Annotated in this window: 17 protein-coding genes; 2 read left to right on the forward strand and 15 right to left on the reverse strand. The window is 63.9% G+C overall.

Features of this window, described 5'->3' with window-relative positions; translation table 11 throughout:
• Nucleotides 1–168 precede the first annotated feature (168 nt).
• The 6 genes from AC6IZO_RS08445 to AC6IZO_RS08470 form a co-directional block, all read right to left on the reverse strand.
• The gene (locus AC6IZO_RS08445) at nucleotides 169–1,707 is read right to left on the reverse strand and encodes a DUF4097 family beta strand repeat-containing protein (RefSeq protein ID WP_497804341.1); all 1,539 of its coding nucleotides are present in this window, start codon (nucleotides 1,705–1,707) and stop codon (nucleotides 169–171) included.
• The gene (locus AC6IZO_RS08450; RefSeq protein ID WP_497804342.1) at nucleotides 1,700–2,002 is read right to left on the reverse strand and encodes a LiaI-LiaF-like domain-containing protein; all 303 of its coding nucleotides are present in this window, start codon (nucleotides 2,000–2,002) and stop codon (nucleotides 1,700–1,702) included. Before AC6IZO_RS08450 ends, AC6IZO_RS08445 begins: the two co-directional genes overlap by 8 nt.
• Before the next feature lie 70 nt (nucleotides 2,003–2,072).
• Nucleotides 2,073–3,068, reverse strand: a complete 996-nt coding sequence (locus AC6IZO_RS08455; protein ID WP_497804343.1) for a LiaI-LiaF-like domain-containing protein — start codon at nucleotides 3,066–3,068, stop codon at nucleotides 2,073–2,075.
• Nucleotides 3,065–3,808, reverse strand: a complete 744-nt coding sequence (locus AC6IZO_RS08460; protein ID WP_497804344.1) for a zf-HC2 domain-containing protein — start codon at nucleotides 3,806–3,808, stop codon at nucleotides 3,065–3,067. Before AC6IZO_RS08460 ends, AC6IZO_RS08455 begins: the two co-directional genes overlap by 4 nt.
• The gene (locus AC6IZO_RS08465; protein ID WP_497804345.1) at nucleotides 3,808–4,407 is read right to left on the reverse strand and encodes a sigma-70 family RNA polymerase sigma factor; all 600 of its coding nucleotides are present in this window, start codon (nucleotides 4,405–4,407) and stop codon (nucleotides 3,808–3,810) included. The genes AC6IZO_RS08460 and AC6IZO_RS08465 overlap by 1 nt, the downstream gene beginning before the upstream one ends.
• Nucleotides 4,408–4,726: 319 nt before the next feature.
• Nucleotides 4,727–6,169 (reverse strand): hypothetical protein, encoded by a 1,443-nt coding sequence (locus AC6IZO_RS08470; protein WP_497804346.1) that lies wholly within the window; start codon nucleotides 6,167–6,169, stop codon nucleotides 4,727–4,729.
• Between the two features lie 109 nt (nucleotides 6,170–6,278).
• Here AC6IZO_RS08470 and AC6IZO_RS08475 point away from each other — a divergent pair, with 109 nt between their 5' ends.
• Nucleotides 6,279–6,818: a hypothetical protein gene (locus AC6IZO_RS08475; protein WP_497804347.1), complete on the forward strand. Its 540-nt coding sequence runs from the start codon at nucleotides 6,279–6,281 to the stop codon at nucleotides 6,816–6,818.
• A gap of 126 nt (nucleotides 6,819–6,944) precedes the next feature.
• On the opposite strand, the gene cmk is transcribed toward AC6IZO_RS08475, so the two are convergent.
• The 3 genes from cmk to mutL form a co-directional block, all read right to left on the reverse strand.
• Nucleotides 6,945–7,637 (reverse strand): (d)CMP kinase, encoded by a 693-nt coding sequence (cmk, locus tag AC6IZO_RS08480; RefSeq protein ID WP_497804348.1) that lies wholly within the window; start codon nucleotides 7,635–7,637, stop codon nucleotides 6,945–6,947.
• Complete coding sequence (locus AC6IZO_RS08485) at nucleotides 7,634–8,620, reverse strand: DNA glycosylase AlkZ-like family protein (RefSeq protein WP_497804349.1); 987 nt, start codon at nucleotides 8,618–8,620, stop codon at nucleotides 7,634–7,636. Before AC6IZO_RS08485 ends, cmk begins: the two co-directional genes overlap by 4 nt.
• 182 nt (nucleotides 8,621–8,802) lie before the next feature.
• Nucleotides 8,803–10,785: a DNA mismatch repair endonuclease MutL gene (mutL, locus tag AC6IZO_RS08490; protein WP_497804350.1), complete on the reverse strand. Its 1,983-nt coding sequence runs from the start codon at nucleotides 10,783–10,785 to the stop codon at nucleotides 8,803–8,805.
• A gap of 248 nt (nucleotides 10,786–11,033) precedes the next feature.
• On the opposite strand from mutL, the gene AC6IZO_RS08495 reads away from it, so the two are divergent.
• Complete coding sequence (locus AC6IZO_RS08495; RefSeq protein WP_497804351.1) at nucleotides 11,034–14,276, forward strand: TonB-dependent receptor; 3,243 nt, start codon at nucleotides 11,034–11,036, stop codon at nucleotides 14,274–14,276.
• A gap of 132 nt (nucleotides 14,277–14,408) precedes the next feature.
• Here AC6IZO_RS08495 and map read toward each other — a convergent pair whose 3' ends face one another.
• From map to AC6IZO_RS08525, 6 genes are all read right to left on the reverse strand, one after another.
• Nucleotides 14,409–15,149: a type I methionyl aminopeptidase gene (gene map, locus AC6IZO_RS08500; RefSeq protein ID WP_497804352.1), complete on the reverse strand. Its 741-nt coding sequence runs from the start codon at nucleotides 15,147–15,149 to the stop codon at nucleotides 14,409–14,411.
• Nucleotides 15,149–17,926 (reverse strand): bifunctional YncE family protein/alkaline phosphatase family protein, encoded by a 2,778-nt coding sequence (locus tag AC6IZO_RS08505; protein ID WP_497804353.1) that lies wholly within the window; start codon nucleotides 17,924–17,926, stop codon nucleotides 15,149–15,151. Before AC6IZO_RS08505 ends, map begins: the two co-directional genes overlap by 1 nt.
• 139 nt (nucleotides 17,927–18,065) lie before the next feature.
• Nucleotides 18,066–18,680 (reverse strand): uridine kinase, encoded by a 615-nt coding sequence (udk, locus tag AC6IZO_RS08510; RefSeq protein ID WP_497804354.1) that lies wholly within the window; start codon nucleotides 18,678–18,680, stop codon nucleotides 18,066–18,068.
• A gap of 16 nt (nucleotides 18,681–18,696) precedes the next feature.
• Entirely contained in the window at nucleotides 18,697–19,578 is an 882-nt protein-coding gene (locus AC6IZO_RS08515) for a purine-nucleoside phosphorylase (protein ID WP_497804355.1), read from the reverse strand.
• A complete protein-coding gene (locus AC6IZO_RS08520) occupies nucleotides 19,575–20,780 on the reverse strand; it encodes a NupC/NupG family nucleoside CNT transporter (protein ID WP_497804356.1) in 1,206 nt (401 codons plus the stop codon). The genes AC6IZO_RS08515 and AC6IZO_RS08520 overlap by 4 nt, the downstream gene beginning before the upstream one ends.
• Nucleotides 20,781–20,789: 9 nt before the next feature.
• A complete protein-coding gene (locus AC6IZO_RS08525) occupies nucleotides 20,790–22,133 on the reverse strand; it encodes a thymidine phosphorylase (RefSeq protein ID WP_497804357.1) in 1,344 nt (447 codons plus the stop codon).
• Nucleotides 22,134–22,194 lie beyond the last annotated feature (61 nt).

The following is a 22,194-nucleotide window of genomic DNA, read 5'->3' on the forward strand; positions in this document are numbered from 1 at the left end:
CGCTCGCAGGCCGGGCGCGCTTAGTTTGTTCCACGTTTTCGCGTGGGCCGGAGCCGCCACGTAATGCCGCGCCGTCTTGTTCGGCGCAATACTTCGGTGCAATAGAAAGGGGAGCCTCTCGGCTCCCCTTTGTGGCTCATGCGCGTGATGCGCGTTTGGGAAAGACTTTTACTGCTCGCTCACCTTGGGCACCGTGCTTGGCGCATGCAACTGGTGCTTCTGGCTCTTACCCTTCTCGCCCGGTGCAGGTACGGCGGGCGGAGCCGGAACCGGCGGGATGGCCGGAAGCGCCTGCGGCATACCATTGTTGCGGCGCAGTTGGATGTCGCCGGAATCCAGCTTCACGTTGACCGTGGAGCCGCCGTTTCCGACCACACCGTTAGCGGCGGCGTTTTCACTGTCGCCGCTGTGCGTGGTGCCAAAGTCGCCCGCGTCAATGGAACCGTGGCGCGTGTTGGCCGTCCAGCGGAAGCCAGCCTTCGACGGCAGCTCCAGCCGCACGTCGCCGTGCTCGTTGTTCACCTCGATGTTGCCCATCGGCAGTTTGCCCGAAGGCTGCACCGTGATGTCGCCGTTGGTGTTGGTGATGCGCGTGTCGCCCTGCACATTCTCCAGCTCAATGTTCTTGCCCTTGGTCTTGAGCGTGAAGGGGCCAAGCACGTTGCTGGCGCGCAGGTCTCCGCTGCCCATGGTCAGCTCGCCATCCACGCGCGCGATTTCAAGATCGGTGCGCGAAGAGTGGAAGGTGACGCCCTTGGCCAATGTGTTGAGCCGTATGTCGCCAAAGAACTCGCCGTTCAGCGTGACTGCGCCGCCGACATTGGCCAGCATGGCGTCCTGATAGCGGCCGTTGGCAACCACCGTGCCGGTCACCTTGTCGCAGTGCAGCGAGCCGTGACTGCTGTCGCTCTGCATGGTGACCGTCACGTTGCCGGTAATGTCGGTCAGCGTGACGTCACCTTTGCTGACGTTGGCCTTCACGTCTCCGCTGCGGCCGGTGACGATGATGTCTCCGCGGCGGCTGGAGAGTTCCGCCCAGCTATTGCGCGGCAGCGTGATCTCAAGATCGGTGGCCACGTTGCGCCCACCCGCGCCCTCCGTGTTGGCGTTCACCAGCAGCACGTTGCCCTGCTGCGAAATCTGCGGGTTGGTGGAGCCGTTGGCCTTGTCGGCCTCATTCTGGCTGCCCGCAAAGACGCGCTTGTGGTAGTTGACGTGTACCTTGCCATCCTCGGAGGCGTTCACGGTCACGTTGCCGCGGTCGTTGATGACCTTCAGTGCCGAACCCGCAGGGAAGCCGGCTTCGGTGCTGCCGTCGTAGGTAAAGCTGCTTCCGAACAGGCCGCCAAAGTCATCATCGTTGAGGTCCATTCCGTTGCGCAGATTGTCCCAGTCAACGTCTCCGGCCCAGTTGTGCGCCTTCTGCACGCCCGCACCGATGGAAACAACGATGAGCAGCAGCACCACGCCCCAGAAGCCGAAACGCGGCGGCAGTTCGCCGTGACGGCGCGCGTCATAGTATTCCCACAGCCGCACGCCGCCCCAGATGAGCAGCAGCACCGGCCACCAGCGCCCCAGCACATTCAGCATCGCCAAGCGGTAGCCGAAGTTGCGCATCAACAGCAGCGCGCCGATGACGATCAGCACAATCGGCCCAAAGATCGAGCGGCGGCGCGGAGGATAGTAATACGGAACCGGGCTAGCCATGGTGTTCCTCCTCGCTCGTGGCGGCAGGCAGCGTTCCGGCCACCGGGGCCGGAGGCGGCGTCACCACCACGGACTTCTCCGTCTCGGCGGAAGGCTGCGCGGACGGTGGAACCGGCGGCATGTTCAGGTATTCATAGCCGCGCTCCACATGACCATCGGTCGGAGCCGTACGGCGAAAGAGCGAAATCAGGCCGATGACAACCAGCAGCGCCGGCCAGGTACGTCCAAAACTGTAGCTGCTCGACTCCTGCAACAGAAACAACACGCCGAGAGTAATCAGAACTGCCGGGCCCATCGCGCCGCTGGTTCGGCAACGCATGCAGTGGCAACGCGGATTTGAGTTGTAATAATTCATGACTTCCCCCTCACTGCGCGTCCGGCCGGCCGCGGCGGATGAACAACGCCACGCCGATCGCGATCAGGATGACCGGCCACAGATGATGCGCCCAGCGGAACTGCAACACGTTCATGTTGTCCAGCAGGAACAGGCACCCGAGAGCGATGAGCACGATGGCCCCGATGGGTCCGCGGTCATGACGTTCCCGCTGCTGCGCGTAGTAGGCAGCCTGTTGCTGGGCATACGCGGCCTGCTGCTGCGCATTGGCCGTGCGCTGCTGCGCGTAGTTGATCGTCTGCTGCGCAAAGTTCATGGAAGCCTGAGCAAACTGGTTAGCCGCCTGTCCGAAGTTGCCGGATGGGGGCACTGACGAAGCTGGATTGCCCTGCGTTCCGCCCGGCGCCTCCTGCTCCGTGGCGGCTGCGCCGCCTGCCGGAGGCTGAGCACCGGTCGAACCCTGCGCCTGCCACTGGTTCCAGCGCGCGCGCATCTCCTGCGCCGCCTGCTCCACGCCCGAGCCTACCTTCTCCCCGGCGTTGGACATCTCGCGCATCATCTGCGGCTCATGCTGCGAGACCATGCGGTTGATGCCGAGCGGGTCGGGAATCGGCAGGCCGTACTTACGGGCCTTGGCCGTGGTGTAGGCGTCAAACACCATGTAGAACAGCCAGGCCGCAATGCCCAGTCCGAACAGGCCGTTGGTGTTGTCGCTCAGCCAGATCAGCATGGCGAAGATGATCACGTGGACAAAGCCCTTGGCAAACTGCCCGTTGTACATGGCGCCCACGCCGGGGATGAAGCCCAGCATGGCCGCCAGACCGGGGCTGGCCGGCTCGCCCATGGGCGGCGGAGGCGGCGGATACGCTCCACCGTTCGGGGCCGCGGGGGTGGCCATGCGTGCTGCCAGGCAGTCTTCGCAGTAAATCGTGCCCTGCACCTCACGTTTGCATTCGGGGCACATCGCTTTGCCACACGTACGGCAGTAGGCGGTGGCCGCCTGGTCCGTGTGCTTTGCGCAGTTCATACAATCCTCCTCTGCCTCGCAACCAAAACGTCTGGTGCTTGCCTCTCCGGCAGCGCTGCCAATATCAGGCCGGCATCTTCCTTCGAGTACTGCTCCCGGTCCTTCCGCTGCTCGGGTTCATTGCTATTGCGCTTGTCGCGGTCGGACCGAGGGTCCGGCTGCGCGTCCTTGTTCTCGTTCTGCCCATTGGTGCCCGTGGTGGCGCGCCGCAGGTCCCGAACGCGGGATTCCAACTGGTAGACCACCCGCATGTTTTCGTAGTACTTCACCACCTTGGCCTGCGTGGAGTAGTACTTGCGCTCCAGCTTGTGGGGCGTCAGGTCGCTGAACTGCGTGCCGGTCATGTTCATCACCAGGGTGATGGAGAAGAATGCCGTGGCAGCCGACATGGCAAAGCGCGCGGAGGCCGTCGAGGCCAGCATCGGGCGCAGGCCCGTCGTCAACCGCTCCCACAAGGAGCGGCGCGGCGCCAGTGCCGCCTGGGTCGTTTCCTGCATCACGCCACTGGTGGCGGCCAGAATGTTATGCACCAGATGGCGCGGTGGCTCCACCTCGTCCAGCTCGCCCATCCAGTCGGCACCGGCGCGGACTTCCGCGAACAGTGCCTCGCAGGCCGGGCAGGCCTTGCGGTGCTGTTCAAAGAGCGCCAACTGCTCGCCCCCGAGCGTGCCGTCGATGGCTTCACTCAGCAGGGCGTCGAACTCCGTGCACTCCATTCCCGGTTTGAGTTCGTCGTTCATCACATCACCTGTCGATAGTTACGCTGCAACAGCCGCGCAAGTTCCGCACGGCCGCGGTTAATCCTGCTTTTTACGGTGCCCTCGGGCACCTTCAGTACATGGGCGATTTCGCGGTAATCCAGATCCTGCAGGTCGCGCAGGATAACCGCCTCGCGTAATTCAGGGGAAAGCTTCTGCAAAGCTTGATGCACCATCTCGCGGCGCTCGCGGTCGGCCAGGTGGGCGTCGGGACCGGGGCCATCATCGGCCAGGCGCTCGCTCATGGGCTGGCCGTCCTCGTCGTCGCCCGGCAGGGCGTCAATCGAGTCGCTGGCCCGCTCCAGGCGGCTACGGCGGAAATGATCCACCAGCAGGTTACGGGTGACGGTCGTCAGCCAGGTGCCAAAGGCGGCACGCTCCGGGTCAAAGCTGCCCAGCGTGCGGTAGACCTTCAGGAACACTTCCTGCGTCAGGTCTTCGGCGTCTCCGTCACTGCCTGCAAAGCGGTAGCATAGGTTATAGATGCGGCGGTTGAAGCGTTGGACGATTTCTTCCCATGCGGCGGCCTCACCGGCTACACACCGGCGCACCAGCAACGCAACTGCCTGGGCTTCTTCCAACCTGGACTCCCTTGGGTCCGTGCGGTCAGCCGAGACAGGGATCGAAAACGACGCTCCCAATGCCATACCGGTTGATACGGACCCACGCCGCAAAAAGTTCGCAGAACGTAGAACTTGCAGAGGGGGATTGTAGCAGGAGGAGGCGGTGAAAGGCAGAGACTCGCCGGGTTCCCCCGTCACATTGCCACGTCAGAAGCGGGTGCGACACCACGGGGGCAACCAGCCGAAGAAAGGTGCCGAACAAAAAGAGCGGGACGGCCCGTTTCGCCCGTCCCGCTGAAAGATGCCGCGTCGCGTTATCGCAATTTGCGATAACGCTCTACTGCTGGAGTACGAAGTTGCCCTGGTACTCGCGCGTGGCGTCGGCAGTGAGGAAGTACGCCTGAGTGGCGTCTACGTCATAGACCGTGAATGGGATGCCGTTCAGCGTCACGGTGCCGCGCCCGTTGCTGTCGAGGCTATAGGTGCCACTGACGCTCTGGTTGGCCGCCAGGGCGCCGCCGGTGGTGTAGTCCATGGTGCCGGTGACGCCGCCTACGCCGTCGAACTTGGTGGCGGCCAGGGTTTCAATGTTCAGGCCGGTGTTCCAGTTCACCCCCGTCCACTGCAGGCCATAGCTGCCGTTGAGCGTGCTGGTGGCCGGCGTAACGGTCTGCTGGCGAACGACGCCACTTTCAATCGGCCCGCTGGAGCTGATGACCAGCGCCCAGCCATTGGAGATCAGGTAGCCGCTCAGCGCGTCGTAAGTGGTGCCGCTGCCGTTGGTCAGCGTGAGCGTGAAGTGGCCAGTGGCGCTGTCGACCGCGTAGCTGCCCACGGGACTGGCGGTGCTCAGAATGCCATTTGCATTCTGGTCGCGGGTACCGCCGGTGACGCTGCCAGCGCCATCCAGCGCCGCGCGCCCAACCTCATTGACCGGCACGTAGCCGTTGGTTCCGGAGCCGACTCCGGAAATCGAGTAGATGTAGTTGCCCGTCATCGGCGAGGCTGCGAAGCCTGAGCCTTGCGCTTCGCCCGAGCCGGCCGTCACCAGGTTGGTCGAGGTCTCCACCAGCTCGATATGGGTATTGCCGGAGGCAATATAGAGGAAGCTGCGGCTGCCGAGCGTGAGCGTGTTGCCCGTAAAGGTGCCGGTCAACTGGTTGCCCGTGCTGAAGCTGCCGTTGAAGTTCTCGTCGTAGGTGAGGCTGGCCGTGCCGTTGGCGGCAAAGTTCAACACGCCGACATCGGCCAAGCGGCTGCCGCTGATGCTGTAGCCATCGAGCCGCACCACGAACGTCTTGGGGGCGACCACCTGCGTGGTAGCGTCGGGCAGCTTGACGAGGGTTCCGCTGGCGTCCTCGCTGCCGGAAAGCTCAATCAGGCGTCCGTTGCCCGCCGAGGTAAAGACGAAGCGGAACTGCGAGTTGCCGTTGTTGCCGCCGTAGTTGAACTGCATCTGCCCGCGGCCGTCGCTATTGACGGTGTAGCCGCCGGTAAAAGTGATGCCGGTGGACGGCCCGTAGATCAGCGAGTTGACAGTCTGCGTGCCAGTGGTGATCTTGCCGTTGGAATCCGTGGTGAAGGTGCCGTTGGCGACAAAGTAGTCGCCGCTGTAAAAGCTGGAACCGCGCAGAGTGTAGATCCAGGTTCCGGCCAGGCTGGAAGTTGTGTAACTGCCACTGCCGCCGTTGACCGGAGGCAGGTTCCCGAAGCTGCCGCCACCGCACGCGGTCAGCGATGCGAGGGCAAAGATCGCAAACAACAGTACAATTCTCTTCATAGGTTTCCTGGCCGGAGGCGCCGGGCGGACAGACCGCTCCGGGCACACGACCCCTCCGATGAATTGAACGCATCAGCCTTTGTAAAGTTTCGTTGCGGACGGTGAAGAAATGAACGACTTTGTGCAATTTCCGCCAGCGCCCTCGCCGGAGTCCCTGGCGATGGTCGGCTTCCGGCTTGACCCTGAACACGATGGCCCGCAGTTCTACAGCCTTTTTGCCATGGAAGGCGGCAATGACCGCCCGCTGAGCCGCAATGGCCGCATCCTGTTCTTCCGCGACCCGAAGCAGGCCGCCGCAGCCCTGGCCGCCAGCGACGACGAGGCGATGAAGGTGCTTACCCCAGTCCCCGCGGAGATGGACCTCTCCTGCGACGTGGCGCAAGGGCTTTACGTGGCCAACGCCGCCAAGGAAGACGAGGACGGCGCGCTGCTGGACGCAATTGCCTGCCTCGACGACCTGGTGCGCGCTACGAAGATCAACGTGCCGAACGAGTACGCCACGCTGCTGGCTTCGGTGAGCGAGCACCTGATGGAATCCACCGATCTCGATGCCTTCATCCGGAGCAAGAAGGTTGACCGCGGCCGCCTGGAAGACGCCCTGATGTGGTGCGTGGGCGCCGTGGCCATGAAGGCGAGCTGGGTGGAATAGCGAAAAGTTTCGGCAGGTTTCGAGAGGTTTCAAGGTTTCAAACGGTAAAGCGCGCTCGAACTACGAGCGCGCTCTTGTTTTTCAACCTCTCGAAACTTTACGAAACCTTCTGAAACCTCTCAGACGCTACTTCCCTGCCTCTTCCAGCCGCTGCTCCACAATGCGCTCGGCGGTGGCGATGACCGCTTCCAAGGTCATGCTGCTGGAGTCGATGCGGATGGCGTCGGGGGCGGCCACCAGCGGAGCCACGGCTCGGGTAGTGTCGCGGCGGTCGCGCTCGGCCAAGTCGGCCTTGAGCTTGGCAGCCGCCGCCGGATTATCCGTCGCCTTGTTCTGCAGGATGCGGCGATTGGCGCGCACGGACTGGTCGGCATCGAGGAAGATTTTCACCTCGGCGTGCGGAAAAACGACCGTGCCGATGTCGCGGCCTTCCATGATGACGCCGCCGCTGGCGCCCATCTGGCGCTGGCGGTTCACCATCCACTCACGCACAGGAGCGTGAGTGCTGACGCGCGAGGCTGCGTCGGTCACGTCGCGCTCGCGGATGCGGGCGGTCACGTCGCGGCCATCAAGCAGCACGCGGTTGCCTTCGCCGGTCGGCTCCAGGTCAAGTGTGGAAGCCTCGGCCAGCTTGCGCAGCGCGGCGGCATCCTCGATGGAGGTGCCGGTCTCAATGGCCTTGAGGCCCAGCGCGCGATACATGGCGCCGGTCTCCAGGTTCACATAGCCGAGCTTGCGGGCCAGACGCTGTGCGACCGTGCTCTTGCCCGCGCCGGCAGGGCCATCAATGGCAATCACCAGCTTCTTTTGTGTGCTCATTCCTCGCTCTTGGGCGGCACGGGGGCCGGTGCCTTCTGCGGAGCCCGGGGAGCCATCATGCGCGGACGGCGCGCAATGGGCTGCCCTGCGCGCGGCGCGACTGGAATTACCTCACGCGGAGCACGCGGCACGCGCGGCGGGGGAGGCAGCTTCGGCGGCGTAATCTGCAGCATGGAGCGGGAGCCGACGTGCGTGAACTGCAACTCGCGCGCGGCCAGCAGCGCATTGATGGCTTCACGCACACGTGCGCGGCCAATGAAGTTGCTGAAGAAATCCTCAACCTCGCTCTGCTCGGCGGCCACCACGCAATCAATGTATTTCGAAACCAGCGCGGTCAGGGCCTCGGCGAGCGACATGTTCATGCCCTCGCGCACCGGGTCAGGAGCCCAGCGGAAGAGGATGTCCCAGAAAGCGCCTTCCTCGGGGTTGTAGTCCACGCGAGTGATGCGCAGCTTGCTCCACAGCTCGTTCAGAGCACGGTCGAGCGCGGCATCAGACAGCGCGCCGCCCAGCAGCTCGGCCAGGCGTTTCTTGGTGATGGGGCCTTCCTTCTGGATGACCTGGAAGGCGTGTCCGGCGAGCGGCGAATAGTCGCTGCGGCCGCCCGTCTTGGGTGCCTGTCGCGGATTGCGGTCGCCCACCAGCCCGTAGAAGAACGGGAAGACCGAAGCGGCGATCAGGAAGTTGCTCTCGCCGAAAAGATTGGCCTCAAAGGCGAAGCGCTGGCGCAGGGTACGCACCATCAGCTCTTTGGCGTCCTTGTTGCGGGGGTCGGCAAAGGCATGCTGCCAAGTGGGCAGGTTCTGCTCGGTGCCGGCGCAGGCGCCAATAAACGTGGGCACCAGCACGGGGGGGCGCAGGGGATACATCAGGCAGAAGCCAACAGATTCGATGAACTCACGGGCGTCGTCAATGGTGACGATCGCCTTGCCATCAAGGCGCCACTTGGCGCTGCGCAGCTCCTGCAATTCCTGGTCTGTCATTGGTTCCTTTTACTGCTACGACAAATTCTTTGGGCACCGGCGCGCTGAGCACCGGGCACTCTTTAGAAGTATACCTTCCGCGTCCGGGGCATGGATCAGCTCCGCGGTGAGTATGTCCATCCTTCTCCTCGCCGGGCAACAATGCCCGGCTCCTTCACGGACATACCTTTCGCGAATCCGGTCTAAATTCGCTTGAACGCGCGTTGAATGTCTTTTACAGAATACCGCAGGACGACCGGGCGGCCATGGGGACAGCTCATGGGATGCTCGGTCTTTGCCAGCTCCGCCAGCAGCCACTCCATTTTAGGCTGGTCCAGCGGCATATTGACCTTGATGGCAGCGTGGCAGGCGATGGAGGCCGCAATGCGCGTGCGCACCTGCTCCATGTTGAGCTTCTGCTCCTCACGCTCCAACTGGCTCAGCAACTCGGCCAGCATGCGCTCGGCCTCGGGCGGATCCAGGTTGGAGGGCGCGGTTTTGACGGCGATGGTGCGCGAACCGAACGGCTCGGCCTCAAAACCGTTGCGCTCCAGTTCCTCGCAGATTTCAGAAAAAATCGCCATCTGCGCCGGAGCCAACTCCACCAGCAGCGGCATCAGCAGGCGCTGAACCTCCATCTGCTTCTGCTCGCGCTGGCGGCGAATCTTCTCAAACAGCACGCGCTCGTGCGCCACGTGCTGGTCGATAATCCACAGCCCCTGTGGGTTGACGGCAAGGATGAACGAATCGCGGATCTGGCCGAGCGGTCGCAACGTGGCCAGCGCGGAGAGGTCCATGGTATCCTCGCCCGCCTCAATCGGCAGCGAGCAGCTATCGCCACGCTCGGGAACGAACTCCTGCGGCGCGACCGGACCGCCAAAGGTCTGCGGCTGGAGCCGCGCGGCGCCCACGGCGCCGTTGCCCTCGACAAAGAATGGCTGCCCGCCGAAATCCAGTGGCTGGTTCTGCGGCGGCAGCGGACGCCCGGTGAGCGCGAAATCCGCCGCCTGCGCCTCACCGGCTTCGCCCTCCACCGGCACGCCGCCTTCAGGCGTGAGCGTGGGAGTGAAGGCCGTAACCGCCTTGGGCGCGGCGGAAATCTCCGTGGTGAAGGCCGGCGCGGGGCGGGCCTTCATCAGCGCGGCGCGGATGGTGTCGCGTACAAAATCATGCAGGAAGCTCGACTGGCGGAAGCGCACCTCGGTCTTCGAGGGATGCACGTTCACGTCGACTTCCTCGTACGGCATTTCGAGGAACAGCAGCACCACAGGGAATACCGTCGGCGGAATGATGTTGCGGTAGGCCTCGGTGATGGCGTGCATGATGAGGCGATCGCGGATAAGGCGCCCGTTGACAAAGATGAAAATGGAATTGCGATTGAGCCGCTGCACCTCGGGCTTGCTGATGAAGCCGCTGACGCGCACCTCGCCCGGCGTGGGCGGTTCATAGTTCTCCGCGCGCCGCCACGGTGGAGGCTCCGGCAACCCGACATGCTGGAGCGGAATGGTGGCCGCAAAATCCACAAGCTGGTCGAGCGTCTCGCGCCCGAAGACCTGGTAGATGCGCTCGGCCTGCGTCGCCACGGGCGCGGCCACCAGCATGGCGCCGGTGGTGGTATGCAGCTCCCAGTGCTTGTCCGGATGCGCCAGCGCGTAGTGCGTCACAAGCTGCGCAATGTGCGAAAGCTCGGTCGACTCCGACTTCAGGAACTTCTTCCGCGCCGGAATATTGAAGAACAGGTCGCGGATGGTCATCGAGGTTCCGGCGGGCAGGCCCGCCTCCTCGACCGAAAGAATCTTGCCGCCGGCGATTTCAATGATGGTGCCGCTCGGCTCCTCGGGCGCGCGCGTCTCCAGCCGCAGACGGCTCACGGAGGCAATCGACGGCAGCGCCTCTCCGCGGAAGCCGAGCGTGGAGATCGACAGCAGGTCCTCGGGGTTCTTCAGCTTGCTGGTGGCGTGGCGTTCAAAGGCCAGCAACGCGTCGTCCTTGAGCATGCCGCTGCCGTTATCGATCACCTGGATGAGCTTGCGGCCACCGGCTTCGACATTGACGCGGATACGCGTGGCCCCGGCGTCGAGCGAATTTTCAAGCAGCTCCTTTACCACCGACGCCGGGCGCTCGACGACTTCGCCGGCGGCAATCTTGTTGGCAACGTGCTCGGAAAGGACGTGGATGCGGCCCATGACCTTTCAGCTTAACAGAGCCGACGGCCGCCGGAGCAGTACGCTTTGGCGGCGGAGTCCCTCGAAATTTCTGGCTTTGCAAATGAATTCTTTGGAAATGTGATTTCATCGGCGCCGTTCCGGAACCGCCGTATACTTCGCCCGCGAATTTCCCGAAGTAATTCTGTTCAAATGCGGCTCGGGGGAGAGCGGGCTACGACGCTGTGTTTGCACGCCCCGTTCTACCTCCAGTCTCCGGGAGGCGGTGCATGGGCAAGCATCAGGACTCCGGCCACAAACTGCCATGCCATTCATTGCTGGCGGCAATGCTACTCATCAGCTTTCACCTGCTGGCGGCACAATCGCTCACCACGGGCGCGCTCGCCGGCCACGTTGCGGACCCGCATGGCGCGCGGGTCGGCGGCGTTGCCATCACTGTTCGCGAAGTGGAAGGCAGCGAGTTTCTGCACGCCACCAGCACGGCCGATGGAGGGTTCCGTCTGATTGGCCTGCCGCCGGGCATGTACTTGGTGCGGCTGGAGGCGAAGGGCTTTGCCCTGCAGCAGCGCGAAGTGCGCGTGGAACTGGGCCGCACCACGCAGTTGGAACTGCGGCTGGAAATCGAGACGGCACGAGAGAGCATCGAGGTCGTCGACGAGGCCTCGACGGTGAACACCACGCAACCGGAAGTGGCCAGCAACACGGGCGATCCCGCCATTGGGCAGCTTCCCGTCAATGGCAGCCGCTGGTCGGATTTTGCGCTGCTCTCTCCTCTGGCCACGCCCGACGGCGACTTCGGGCTGCTGAGCTTCCGCGGCGTAAGCGGGCTGCAGAACAACAGCATGGTGGATGGCGGCGACAACAACCAGTCGTTCTTTGGCGAGGAGCGCGGGCGCACGCGCATGAGTTACGTGCTGAGCCTGGCGGCGGTGCGCGAGTTCCGCGTGAACACCTCCAGCTATTCCGCCGAATTCGGACGCGCGGCGGGCGCGGCCATCAACAGCGTCACGCGCAGCGGCACCAACCAGCTCCACGGGCAGGCGTTCTACTACATCCGCGACAACGCGCTGGGCGCCACCAACGCCTACAGCACACAGCCGCGCCTGCAGCCGGACGGCACCTACAAGGGCGTAGCGGTGAAGCCGGAAGACCGTCGCCAGCAGTACGGACTCCGCGTGGGAGGGCCGATCGCGCGCGGACGCTCCTACTATTTCTTCACCTGGGATAGGCAGACCCGCGACTATCCGGCGGCGGCAGCGCCGCGCAACACCGGCTACCTGTTTGAAGCACCGGGCACGGGCGAGTTGGCGCGCGTCAAGGCCATCATGCCCTACGGCACCACCAGCGCGCAGGAGCTTGCCTACTGGCAGAGCGCGATGGATTACCTTGCGGGGATGCTCGGCGAGGTGCCGCGTTCCTCCACCCACAACACTCTGTTCGGCAAGGTGGATTACCGAATCGGCGCGAATCACACGCTCTCCCTCAGCGAGAACCGCGTGCGCTGGTATGCGAAGAACGGCGTGCAGAGCGCGCCGGTGGTCACACGAGGACGCGATGCCTTCGGCAATGACGGCGTGAAGGTCGATACCGGACTGGTGAGGCTGAGTTCCGCGCTGGGGCCTCACCTGGCCAATGACCTGCGCGTGCTGCTGAGCCGCGAACTGAACTACGAGCTGCCCAATGCGCCCGGTGCAAACGAGCCTGCGGGCGGCCCGTTCGGCAACGTGCCCTCCGTGGCGGTGGAGGCGCGCTCCGATGGCTTCACCTTCGGCATGCCGGTGACGCAACCGCGCACGGCGCTGCCCGATGAGCGCCGCCTGCATGCGGCTGACACCGTCAGCCTTGCCGTGGGCCACCACCTGCTGAAGGCGGGCGCAGACTTCAACCAGGCATGGGAGACCATCGACAACCTCTACGCTGGCGGCGGCAGCTACAACTACAACTACCGCGACAATTTCGTGATCGACCTGCTGCAATGGATGCACTACGGAGAAGCGGGCTGGCCGGGCTATATCACACCCTACGGCTATCCCATTCCTTCCTTCTACAGCTACAGCAGCTACACGCAGGGCTTTGGGCGGAGCAAGTGGGGCTTCCACACCCGCGAGGCCGCCTTCTTTGTGCAGGACGAGTGGCGCGCACTGCCGCGGCTGACGCTCTCGCTCGGGCTGCGCTATGACCACATGACGCTGCCCGTGCCGCAGGCGGTGAACGCCGACCTGGCCGCCACCGGCGCGTTCCCATCCGATGGCAACAACTGGGGGCCGCGCTTGGGCTTTGCCTGGGACGTCTTTGGCAACCGGAGCACCTCACTGCGCGGCGGCTACGGTATCTACTACGGCAGGCTGACGAACTCAACGGTCTTTGCCGCGCTGGCGCAGACCGGCACGCAGACAGCGCAGCGCCTTTACACTTTCACGCCCGCGCAACTGGGCAAAATGGCCTTCCCCGGCTACATTGCGATCGATCCGTTCACCGAGGGCAGCGAGGGCGATGTGGTGGTGTTTGCGCCGAAGATGCAGATGCCGCAGATGCAGCAGATGTCGCTGGCGCTGGAGCAGCAGGTGGGGCAGACGGTCTTCAGCGCCACAGGGCTGCTGAGCCTCGGGCGGCACCTCACCAACTTTCTCGACAGCAACCTTGATCCTGCCTCCCTCAAGCAGGTGACGTACACGTTCTCCCCCGCGCGTGACGGCACCGTCGGCCCGTACACTGGCACGCTCACCGTGCCCGTGTACACCGGCCGGCTCGATGCACGCTTCCAGCAGATCACCGAGATCAGCAGCGGCGTGTCCTCAAACTTTGCGGGTCTCTCGTTCGGTGCGCGGCGGCGCTTCCGCAACGGCTTGGGCTTCGAGGCCGGCTACACCTGGTCGCACGCCATCGACGACGGACAGAACTCAACGGTCTTCAGCACCGGCAACAACACGCTGTGGACCGGGCCGCTGACCTATACGCTGAACGGCAACCAGTACACAATTGCCAGTCCGAACCGCGGCACCTCGAACTACGACATACGGCACCGCGTGCGCGCCAGCCTGGTGTGGGAGCCATTCGGGCGGCAGCATCATGGCAACGGCCTGCGCCGCCACGCGTCTCAAGGCTGGACGATTGCGCCCATCTTCCGCTACTCCACCGGCAAGCCGTATTCGGAGTACATCAGCGGCTATGCGCCGGGCATGGGTTGTGATGGCTGCACGGGCTACATGGGAACCGGCGGCTCCAACCGCCTGCCATTCCTTGGGCGCAACAGCTTCCGCTACCCGGCGACGTGGAACCTCGACCTGCGCACCACACGGCGGCTGGCGCTGGGCGGGCAGCGTTCGCTGCAGATCATCGCCGAGGCCTACAACCTGCTCAACCACCGCAACGCCACCGGTGTCAGCGACCAGCTCTACTCAGTGAGTGGAACCACGATGTATTACTCGCCGAGCTTCGGACGCGTATATGAGACAGGCAGCAGCTTCTATCGCGAACGGCAGGTGCAACTGGCGCTCAAGTACGACTTCTAAGTTGACTGCACGGCAAACCGCCCTTACAGCGCTCGGGCGCAAAAACAAAGGCGAGGACTCCGGGCAGAGTCCTCGCCAATCTTCCTGCGCCCGATTTAAGCGCTTCCGCGCGGCTTCTCTAAAGTCCACCGCTCAGGCGGTGATCACCAGCGGCTCACCTTTGGTGATCATGATGGTGTGCTCGTAGTGCACGGCGAGCGAGTGGTTGCCGGTCAGGTAGGTCCAGCCGTCACCGCTCTCGGCGGCGTAGGTCTGCGAGGCCGACAGGATCGGCTCAACGGCGATGACCAGCCCCTCGTGCAGCACAAACTTTTCGCGCGGCTCGTAGTAGTTGAGCACTTCGGGAGCCTCATGAATGTTGCGCCCCACGCCATGTCCGCACAGCTCGCGCACAACAGCGAAGCCGCGTGCGTTGGTCTCGTGCTCCACGGCGCGGCCGATTTCGGAAACCAGCCGACCGGGCCGGGCCTGCTCCATCGCCTTCTGGAAGGCTGCCCGGGCGCAGGCCACCAGCTTGCGCGCACGAACCTTCACCGGCGGAACCAGCACGGTAGTGGCTGAGTCCGCCACATAGCCGTTCAGCTCGGCGGTTACGTCAAGCTTCACCGCGTCCCCGGCTTTGATGACGCGGTCACCGGGAATACCGTGCACGATTTCATCGTTGACGCTGATGCAACTGAAGCCGGGAAAGTTGTAGACCTTCTGCGGTGAGCTGACGGCGCCATGTTCGCGCAGGAAATTTGCGCCCACATCGTCAATCTGCTTTGTTGTCACGCCGGGCTTGACGGCCTCGGCCATCAACTCGCGCGCCTGCGCCACCAGCTTGCCAATCCGCTTCAACCCTTCCAACTCTTCTTCACTTCGCACTGTCATCAGTCGTTGTCCTTCTCGCGAGACTTCGGAAATACAGCATAAACCGGTTTGGGCATGCTGTTGTTTCCCTTGGCCAGCCGCCACAGCACGCGGTTCAACTTTTCAGCCGGGGCGCGGTCCTCCATGCTGAAGTCCATCTTCGCGCTGGCCTTCGCGCCCGGTCCCTTTTCGGGGTTCACCAGAAACAGCATGCCGTCGCTCTCGTGGCGGCGGTCAGCCGTGTACGGCGGCTGGTCGCCCTTGCCCCGGAATAGTCCTTCGATGGGCGCGGCCTGCGCGTCATTGTGATTCATCGGCGCCAGTCCTAGCAGGTCTTCGAGCGTGCGGATCATGTTCACCGTGGTGTAGAAACGGTGCTCGACCATCGGCGCGGCCTCGCGCGGCGAGTACTTGCTGATGACGAGCGCCAGCGAGCGATGCGCGTCCACGTGATCGGGACCATCCTGCGCATCGTCTTCGAGCACGAGGATCGCGGTGTCGTCCCAGTAGGGGCTGTGCGAGACCGCCTCAACAAGGCGGCCAAGTGCGAGGTCGTTGTCGGCCATCGAGGCGTTCGGCGTGGGTTTGCCGGCCTTGGCGCCGTATGTGTGGTCATTGGGCAGGCGCAGTACAACAAGGTTCGGCAGCTCCTTCGCCTCGTGCTTTGCCTCACGCGCCGCCACAAAGCCGGAGAACTCGCGAAGAAATTCGTCGATGCGGTATTGGTCGGGATACTCCAGGCGGAAATCGGCGTAATTCGGGTCGAAGTGGTCGCGCAATTCGGGCATCAGCGCCACGTTGTGCGAAAGCAGCGGCACGTCCCACGGCCACGGACTCGGCTTGCCCAGCTTGGCTCCAACGCCCGCGGGCAGCGGCTCGCCCGGCTTGACCACGCTGCGCTGGCAGGCGGTGGCGGAGCGCCCGGTGGAGGCCGGAGAGTTCGGCTCCACGGCGTCCGTGCACCAGATGCTGTTGACGAACTCTCCGTAGTGGCGGTAGCGGATGCCCGCGCGGGCGGCGTTCGTCCAGAGATAACCGGAGGCGGGAGAATCGACGTTCGCGATTCCCTGCAGCAGCGGGAAGCCGCCCGAGGTGCCGCCTTCGTAGTCGTAGTACATCTGGTCGTTGCGGTAGTTCAGTTCCCAAGTGCGTTCGGTGTGGTCGCTGGTGATGGCCGCCGTGGACCAGACGTGCCCGTTGCCGCTGATTTCACCGGAATCGTAGAAATTGTCGAGCACGCCAAACTGGCGGGCCAGCGCGTGATGGTTCGGCGTGACGGCCTCGCCATACATGGTCAGCGACGCATCGCCGTTGCCCACGCCGAGATCGCCAAGAATCTGGTCGTAGGTGCGGTTCTCCTTGATGACGTAGATGACGTGGTGGATGGGGCTGTCCGGATGGCCGCTGGCGGTGAAGTCGAGCTTGCGCGGCGAGCCTGTGAGCAAGTTGCTCTCGAGAGTCTGTCCGGTCCACTGCTTCAACTGCGACGCAATTTCGCTGGTTGGAATCGAGGCCACCGAACCGTGAATGAGCGTGGCAATGTAGGTGAACGGCTTGCGCGAACCTGGCTCGGACTTGGCGTTGTTCGGGCCTGTGCCCACCCCCTTGCCGCTGGCGATGAGGAGTTTGCCACCCGTGACCGCGACCGACGTCGGATACCACTGAGTTGGGATGAAGCCGAGCGCGTCGTGCTTGCCAGCCGCAAGCGAGTAGACGCCGACGGAGTTCGTGCTGCCGTTGGCCACGTAAAGCCTCTGCGCGCCCTCATCCAAGGCCAGTCCCTGCGGGTAGGCACCGAAGGCCTTTTGGCCGGGCAGCTCGGCATTGAAGCGGCGCAGGTGCTTCGGGTTGTCGAGCGAGACGCCAACAACTTCATCGCGATTGGCGAGCGCAACATAGAGCCACTTTTCGTCGCTGCTCAGAACCATGGCGGTCGCGTGCGCCGAGGGCCTTCCCGCGCCGCTCTGCTCCGACTCAAGCTGAAGTATGTGGCGAACCTTGCCCTCTGCCAGATCGAGTTCGGCGACCTTGGCGGTGTTCCACAGGCTCACCCACGCGCGGCGTCCGTCCTTGGAGGCCACGACCGCATAGGGATACGCGGCGGGCACGTGCTCGCTGATGGAAAGATCGAAAGTGTGCACGATGGCGCCGGTAGCAGCGTCCATAAGGATGGCGTTATCAGCCAGGTTGTTGGCCACCAGCAGGCGCTCGCCCTCCGCGCCGGGAACCACGGCGATGCCCGCCGGAGCGGCCAGCGCCTTGTCACCGGCAACCTTCTTCGCCGAGTGCGGATACTTCTTCCCTGCCGTCAGCGACTGCAACGGAATCCGCAGGAAGCGCGACCACGCCAGCTTGCCTTCGCTGAACGTATAGACGGCGATGCCGTTGCCCAGGTCGCCCTTCGCCACGCTCTTTTCGTCAGGCACCGGATTGGTGGTGGAGAGGATTGGAACGTAAAGCTCCGTGCCCTTGGCGCTGAAGGCCAAGCTGACGAAGAAATCGTTCTTCGTCTTTACCGTGCGCATCTCCGGAAAATCCGTCAGCTTGCCAGTCGCGACCTCCAGAATGGCGATCGACTGCGCGTAGCGGCTCTCCTTGGTGCCATAGCCCGCGTTGAGCACGGCCACGTAGCGGCCGTCGGGCGAAGTCGCCATCGCCACCGGAAAGGAGTTGGTGCGCTGCGGCGCGCCCGGCACCGGCGAAAGCATTTTGCTGGTGGGCAGCGGAACCGGCGCAGGCTGCGCAAACGAAAGCAGAGGCATGGCAAACAACACGGAGGCGAGCAGCAGACGCTTCATGATTCCCCTTGAATGAGAAACGGGCTGCGCCAAGACCTTTGCGCAGAGATTGGCGCTTTGCGGCGGTTGTCCGCCCTGCACCTCCCGCGACTTCAGTCTCGCGCAGCCCGATTGCAATCCGGTTAAGAAGACCTCGTAATCAATTGCGCCCGGCGGCGCCGGCACGCACGTGGTCCAGCACGCTGGCCACTTCATTCATGATGTTGTCGTCGCCCGTCACCACAATGTCCGCATGGGTGCGCGTGGGGTAGACGAACTGGCGCGCCATGGGCTGCACGGTGGTGCGGTACTGCTCCAGCACGCTCTCACGGCTGCGGCCGCGCTCGCGGATGTCACGCTCGATGCGGCGCTCCAGGCAGAGTTCCTCTCCCAGATCCACGTAGACGCGCGTGCCCTGCAGCTTGCGCAGGTCTTCCCAGTAGAGCGCAAACAGTCCTTCGACGATGATGAACTCGGTCGGCTCCAGCAGCTCGGTCACGCCCGTGCGGGTGTGCGTGGTGAAGTCGTAAATTGGCTTGTTGATCGAGTTTCCTTCGGCCAGGTTCTGCGCGTGACGCAGGAGCAAGTCGCTCTCCAGCGCCTCAGGCGCGTCAAAATTGAAGTGCGCCCGCTGCGGCAGGCTCAGGTGGCCCAGCTCGCGGTAGTACGAATCGAGATGGAACGTTGCCGCGCCGAGCTCCCGTGCCACATGCTGTGAGAGGAAGCTCTTGCCCGCGCAGGACGGTCCCGCGATTCCGATGAAATACGGCTTCATGTCGCTTTCCGTTCTCCTACGGTCTACGCGCCGCCATGCGCGGAATCACCGCGCCCAGCAACGCCAGGAATTTTCCGCGCACTCGCAGACCGGTTTCAAGCACTTCCTCGTGGTTGATCACCGTGTCGCTGAGTCCAGCGGCCATGTTGGTCACGCATGAGATCGCCATGACCTCAATGCCCGAATGCCGCGCCGCAATCACCTCCGGCACCGTCGACATGCCGACCAGGTCGGCGCCGATGGTGCGCAGGTAGCGGATTTCGGCAGGCGTCTCATAGCTCGGCCCGGAGAGGGCGGCATAGACGCCTTCGTAAAGTTCAAAGCCCTGCTCGCGCGCCGCAGTCCTGGCCATCTCGCGCAGCTCGCGGCTGTAGGCCTCGGTCATATCCGGGAAACGCGGCCCGAAGCGTTCGTCGTTCGGCCCCGTCAGCGGATTGGCGCCCTGCAGGTTGATGTGGTCGCTCAGCAGCACGAGCGCGCCCTGTCCATAGGCTGCGTTAATGCCACCGGCGGCGTTGGTCAGGATGATCGACTTCAGCCCGAGGCGGGCGAAGACGCGCGCCGGGAAGGCCGCCTGCTTGGCCGTGTAGCCTTCGTACTGATGCACGCGGCCCTGCATGGCCAGCACCGTCACGCCACCAAGCTTGCCAATCACCATGCGTCCGGCATGGCCGACGGCGGTCGACTGCGGAAAGTGCGGAATCTCGCCGTAGGGAATCTTCACCGCGTCGGCGAGGCTGTCGGCAAAATCACCCAGCCCTGAGCCGAGCACCACCGCAATCTGCGGGTTCTCAACGGCGGTTCCCTTCAGGCGCGCGCGCACATGGGCGGCAGCGGCCTCGGCGCGCGTGAATTCATCGAGCGTCACGTCTTTCACAACATCCTGCGCATTGCTCATAACAGCACTCCCACAATGCAGGCGGACATCAGGTTGGCCACGGTTCCGGCCAGCATGGCCTTGAAGCCGATGCGGGCAAGGTCGCCACGGCGCGACGGCGCCAGCGCGCCCAGTCCGCCGATCTGAATGCCGATGGAGCTGAAGTTGGCAAAGCCGCACAGCGCAAAGGTCGCAATGGTGTACGAGCGCGGGTCGAGCAAGGCCTTCATCGCGCCAAGGTTGCTGAACGCCACCAATTCGTTCATCACCATGCGCGTGCCCAGCAGGCCGCCGACATTGATGCAGTCATGCCACGGCACGCCGATGATGAATGCCACCGGCGCAAAGGCATAGCCGAAGATCTTCTGCAGGCTCAGGCCCGGATGCACGGCTCCAAAAATGGCGTTGATGAGATAGATGATGGCAAGGAACGAGATGAGCATGGCGCCCACGTTCAGCGCCAGGTGCAGGCCGTCGCTGGTCCCCTTGGCCGCGGCTTCCAGCACGTTGGACGCCTTGTCGGGGTCCTCGGGGATCTTGGCGCCGTTGGCCGTCTCGGGCACTTCGGTCTCAGGCACAAGCATCTTGGCCACCGTCAGCGTGCCAGGCGCGGTCATGATGACGGCCGCGAGAATATGCTTGGCCTCGACGCCGGTGGCAATGTATGCGGCCATGATGCTGCCGGAGACGTGCGCCATGCCGGCGGTCATCACCACCATCAGTTCCGACTGCGTCATGCGCGCCAGGAACGGACGGATGGTGAGCGGTGCTTCGGTCTGGCCCATCACGATGCTGGCCGCCACGTTGAGCGACTCCGCGCCGCTGGCGCCCATGGCTTTCTCCATGATCCAGGCCGCGCCGCGAATCAAAAGTTGCATCACGCCGAAGTAGTACAGGATGGAGAAGAAGGCGGCGATGAAGATGATGGCCGGCAGCACCTGAAAAGCGAACATGAAGCCGAGCGAGGAGTGCTGCGCACCGGCCGCGCCGAACAGGAACTCCGAACCGGCGAACGAGCAGCTTAACAGCCACTTGGCGCCGTCACCCGCCTTCTGGATGCCGACCTGTCCCCACCAAACCTTGTTAACAAAGATGGCAAACAGAATCTGCAACGCCACGCCGATACCGACGGTGCGCCAACGGATGGCCTTGCGATTGTTGGAAAATGCCCAACATCCCGCCAGCAGAATCACCAATCCAAGAACGCCTGTGAAACGCCCCATGAGAACCCCTTAGAGGGAATGTTTGCCCGGCTGCGCGGGCTTGCTCTGCAAAATCGTCTGCACCATCGGCGCCAGCTTGCCCGGCTCGGAGCCAATGCGGTAGGCCTCGCCAAGCATGCGGCGCGCCTCCTTCATGCGGTCTTCCTCGTTGTAGTGGATGGTGCAGAGGCTTTCGCCACGCGCCACGCGGTCGCCCACCTTCTTGTGGAGCACGAAGCCGACCGCCGGATCCACCGGATCTTCCTTGGTGAAGCGTCCGCCGCCCAGCACCACGCCCGCCACGCCCACGCGCTCGCAATCCATCGACTGCACAAAGCCGTCGGCTTCGGCGGTGAACTCCACCGTGTGCTTTGCCTGCGGCAGCCGCGCGGGATCGTCGCAAACCGCCGGATCGCCGCCCTGCGCCGCAATCAACTCGCGGAACTTCGCCAAGGCCGCGCCGTTGGCCATCAACTCCTCGGCCAGCAGGCGTCCCTGCTTCACGTTCTCCGCCTTGCCACCCAGCTTGATCATCCAGGCCGCCAATTCCATGGTCAGCTCCCAGAGGTCTTCCGAGCCTTTGCGCTCGCCCTTCATCATGGCGATGCACTCGGCCACCTCCAGCGCGTTGCCCACGGCGCTGCCCAGCGGCTGGTCCATGTTGGTGATGAGCGCGACAACCTTCTTGCCCATGCGCTCGCCGGTTTCCACCATCAGGCTGGCCAGGAATTCCGCGGCCTTCTGCTCCTTCATGAAGGCGCCCGAGCCGGTCTTGACATCAAGCACGAGGGCGTCGATGCCTTCGGCGAGCTTCTTGCTCATGATGCTGGCGCAGATCAGGTACGGACTTTCAACCGTGCCGGTGACGTCGCGCAGGGCGTAGAGCTTCTTATCGGCCGGTGCCAGTTCGGCGGTCTGGCCGATCATGGCGCAGCCGATCGCAGACAAGGTCTGGCGGAACTGCACGAGCGAGCGGTTGACGCTGAAGCCGGGGATGGACTCGAGCTTGTCGAGCGTGCCGCCGGTGTGTCCCAGGCCGCGGCCGCTCACCATGGGCACATAAATGCCTGCGGCAGCCACCAGCGGCGAAAGAATGAGCGAAGTCTTATCGCCGACGCCGCCGGTCGAATGCTTGTCGACCTTCGGAGCGGGCAGCTCGCTGAAGTCCAGCACCTGCCCGGATTCGAGCATGGCGTTGGTCAGCGCGGCGGTCTCCGCGCGCGACAGGCCGCGAATGAGCGCAGCCATCAGGAAGGCCGAAACCTGGTAGTCCGGCACCTCGTTGGCGGTGTAGGCGGAGACGATGTACTCGATTTCCTTGCGCGTCAGTTCATGGCCGTCGCGCTTTTTGCGGATGAGTTCGACGAAAAGCATGGGTGCCTGGGTGGGCCCGCACAAATGGGCCCCATGGTTGCGGTTGCGCAAACAACCATCT

The sequence above is a fragment of the Oryzophilus luti genome, assembly GCF_059726245.1.

What these genes read in the sequence shown, in the direction of transcription:
- AC6IZO_RS08505 (WP_497804353.1), bottom strand. Translation starts at nt 17,926, where the DNA reads ATGAAGCGTCTGCTGCTCGCCTCCGTGTTGTTTGCCATGCCTCTGCTT.
- AC6IZO_RS08460 (WP_497804344.1), bottom strand. Translation starts at nt 3,808, where the DNA reads ATGAACGACGAACTCAAACCGGGAATGGAGTGCACGGAGTTCGACGCC.
- AC6IZO_RS08475 (WP_497804347.1), top strand. Translation starts at nt 6,279, where the DNA reads ATGAACGACTTTGTGCAATTTCCGCCAGCGCCCTCGCCGGAGTCCCTG.
- map (WP_497804352.1), bottom strand. Translation starts at nt 15,149, where the DNA reads ATGACAGTGCGAAGTGAAGAAGAGTTGGAAGGGTTGAAGCGGATTGGC.
- AC6IZO_RS08525 (WP_497804357.1), bottom strand. Translation starts at nt 22,133, where the DNA reads ATGCTTTTCGTCGAACTCATCCGCAAAAAGCGCGACGGCCATGAACTG.
- mutL (WP_497804350.1), bottom strand. Translation starts at nt 10,785, where the DNA reads ATGGGCCGCATCCACGTCCTTTCCGAGCACGTTGCCAACAAGATTGCC.
- AC6IZO_RS08495 (WP_497804351.1), top strand. Translation starts at nt 11,034, where the DNA reads ATGGGCAAGCATCAGGACTCCGGCCACAAACTGCCATGCCATTCATTG.
- AC6IZO_RS08520 (WP_497804356.1), bottom strand. Translation starts at nt 20,780, where the DNA reads ATGGGGCGTTTCACAGGCGTTCTTGGATTGGTGATTCTGCTGGCGGGA.
- AC6IZO_RS08450 (WP_497804342.1), bottom strand. Translation starts at nt 2,002, where the DNA reads ATGGGCCCGGCAGTTCTGATTACTCTCGGCGTGTTGTTTCTGTTGCAG.
- AC6IZO_RS08470 (WP_497804346.1), bottom strand. Translation starts at nt 6,169, where the DNA reads ATGAAGAGAATTGTACTGTTGTTTGCGATCTTTGCCCTCGCATCGCTG.
- cmk (WP_497804348.1), bottom strand. Translation starts at nt 7,637, where the DNA reads ATGAGCACACAAAAGAAGCTGGTGATTGCCATTGATGGCCCTGCCGGC.
- AC6IZO_RS08455 (WP_497804343.1), bottom strand. Translation starts at nt 3,068, where the DNA reads ATGAACTGCGCAAAGCACACGGACCAGGCGGCCACCGCCTACTGCCGT.
- AC6IZO_RS08515 (WP_497804355.1), bottom strand. Translation starts at nt 19,578, where the DNA reads ATGAGCAATGCGCAGGATGTTGTGAAAGACGTGACGCTCGATGAATTC.
- udk (WP_497804354.1), bottom strand. Translation starts at nt 18,680, where the DNA reads ATGAAGCCGTATTTCATCGGAATCGCGGGACCGTCCTGCGCGGGCAAG.
- AC6IZO_RS08445 (WP_497804341.1), bottom strand. Translation starts at nt 1,707, where the DNA reads ATGGCTAGCCCGGTTCCGTATTACTATCCTCCGCGCCGCCGCTCGATC.
- AC6IZO_RS08485 (WP_497804349.1), bottom strand. Translation starts at nt 8,620, where the DNA reads ATGACAGACCAGGAATTGCAGGAGCTGCGCAGCGCCAAGTGGCGCCTT.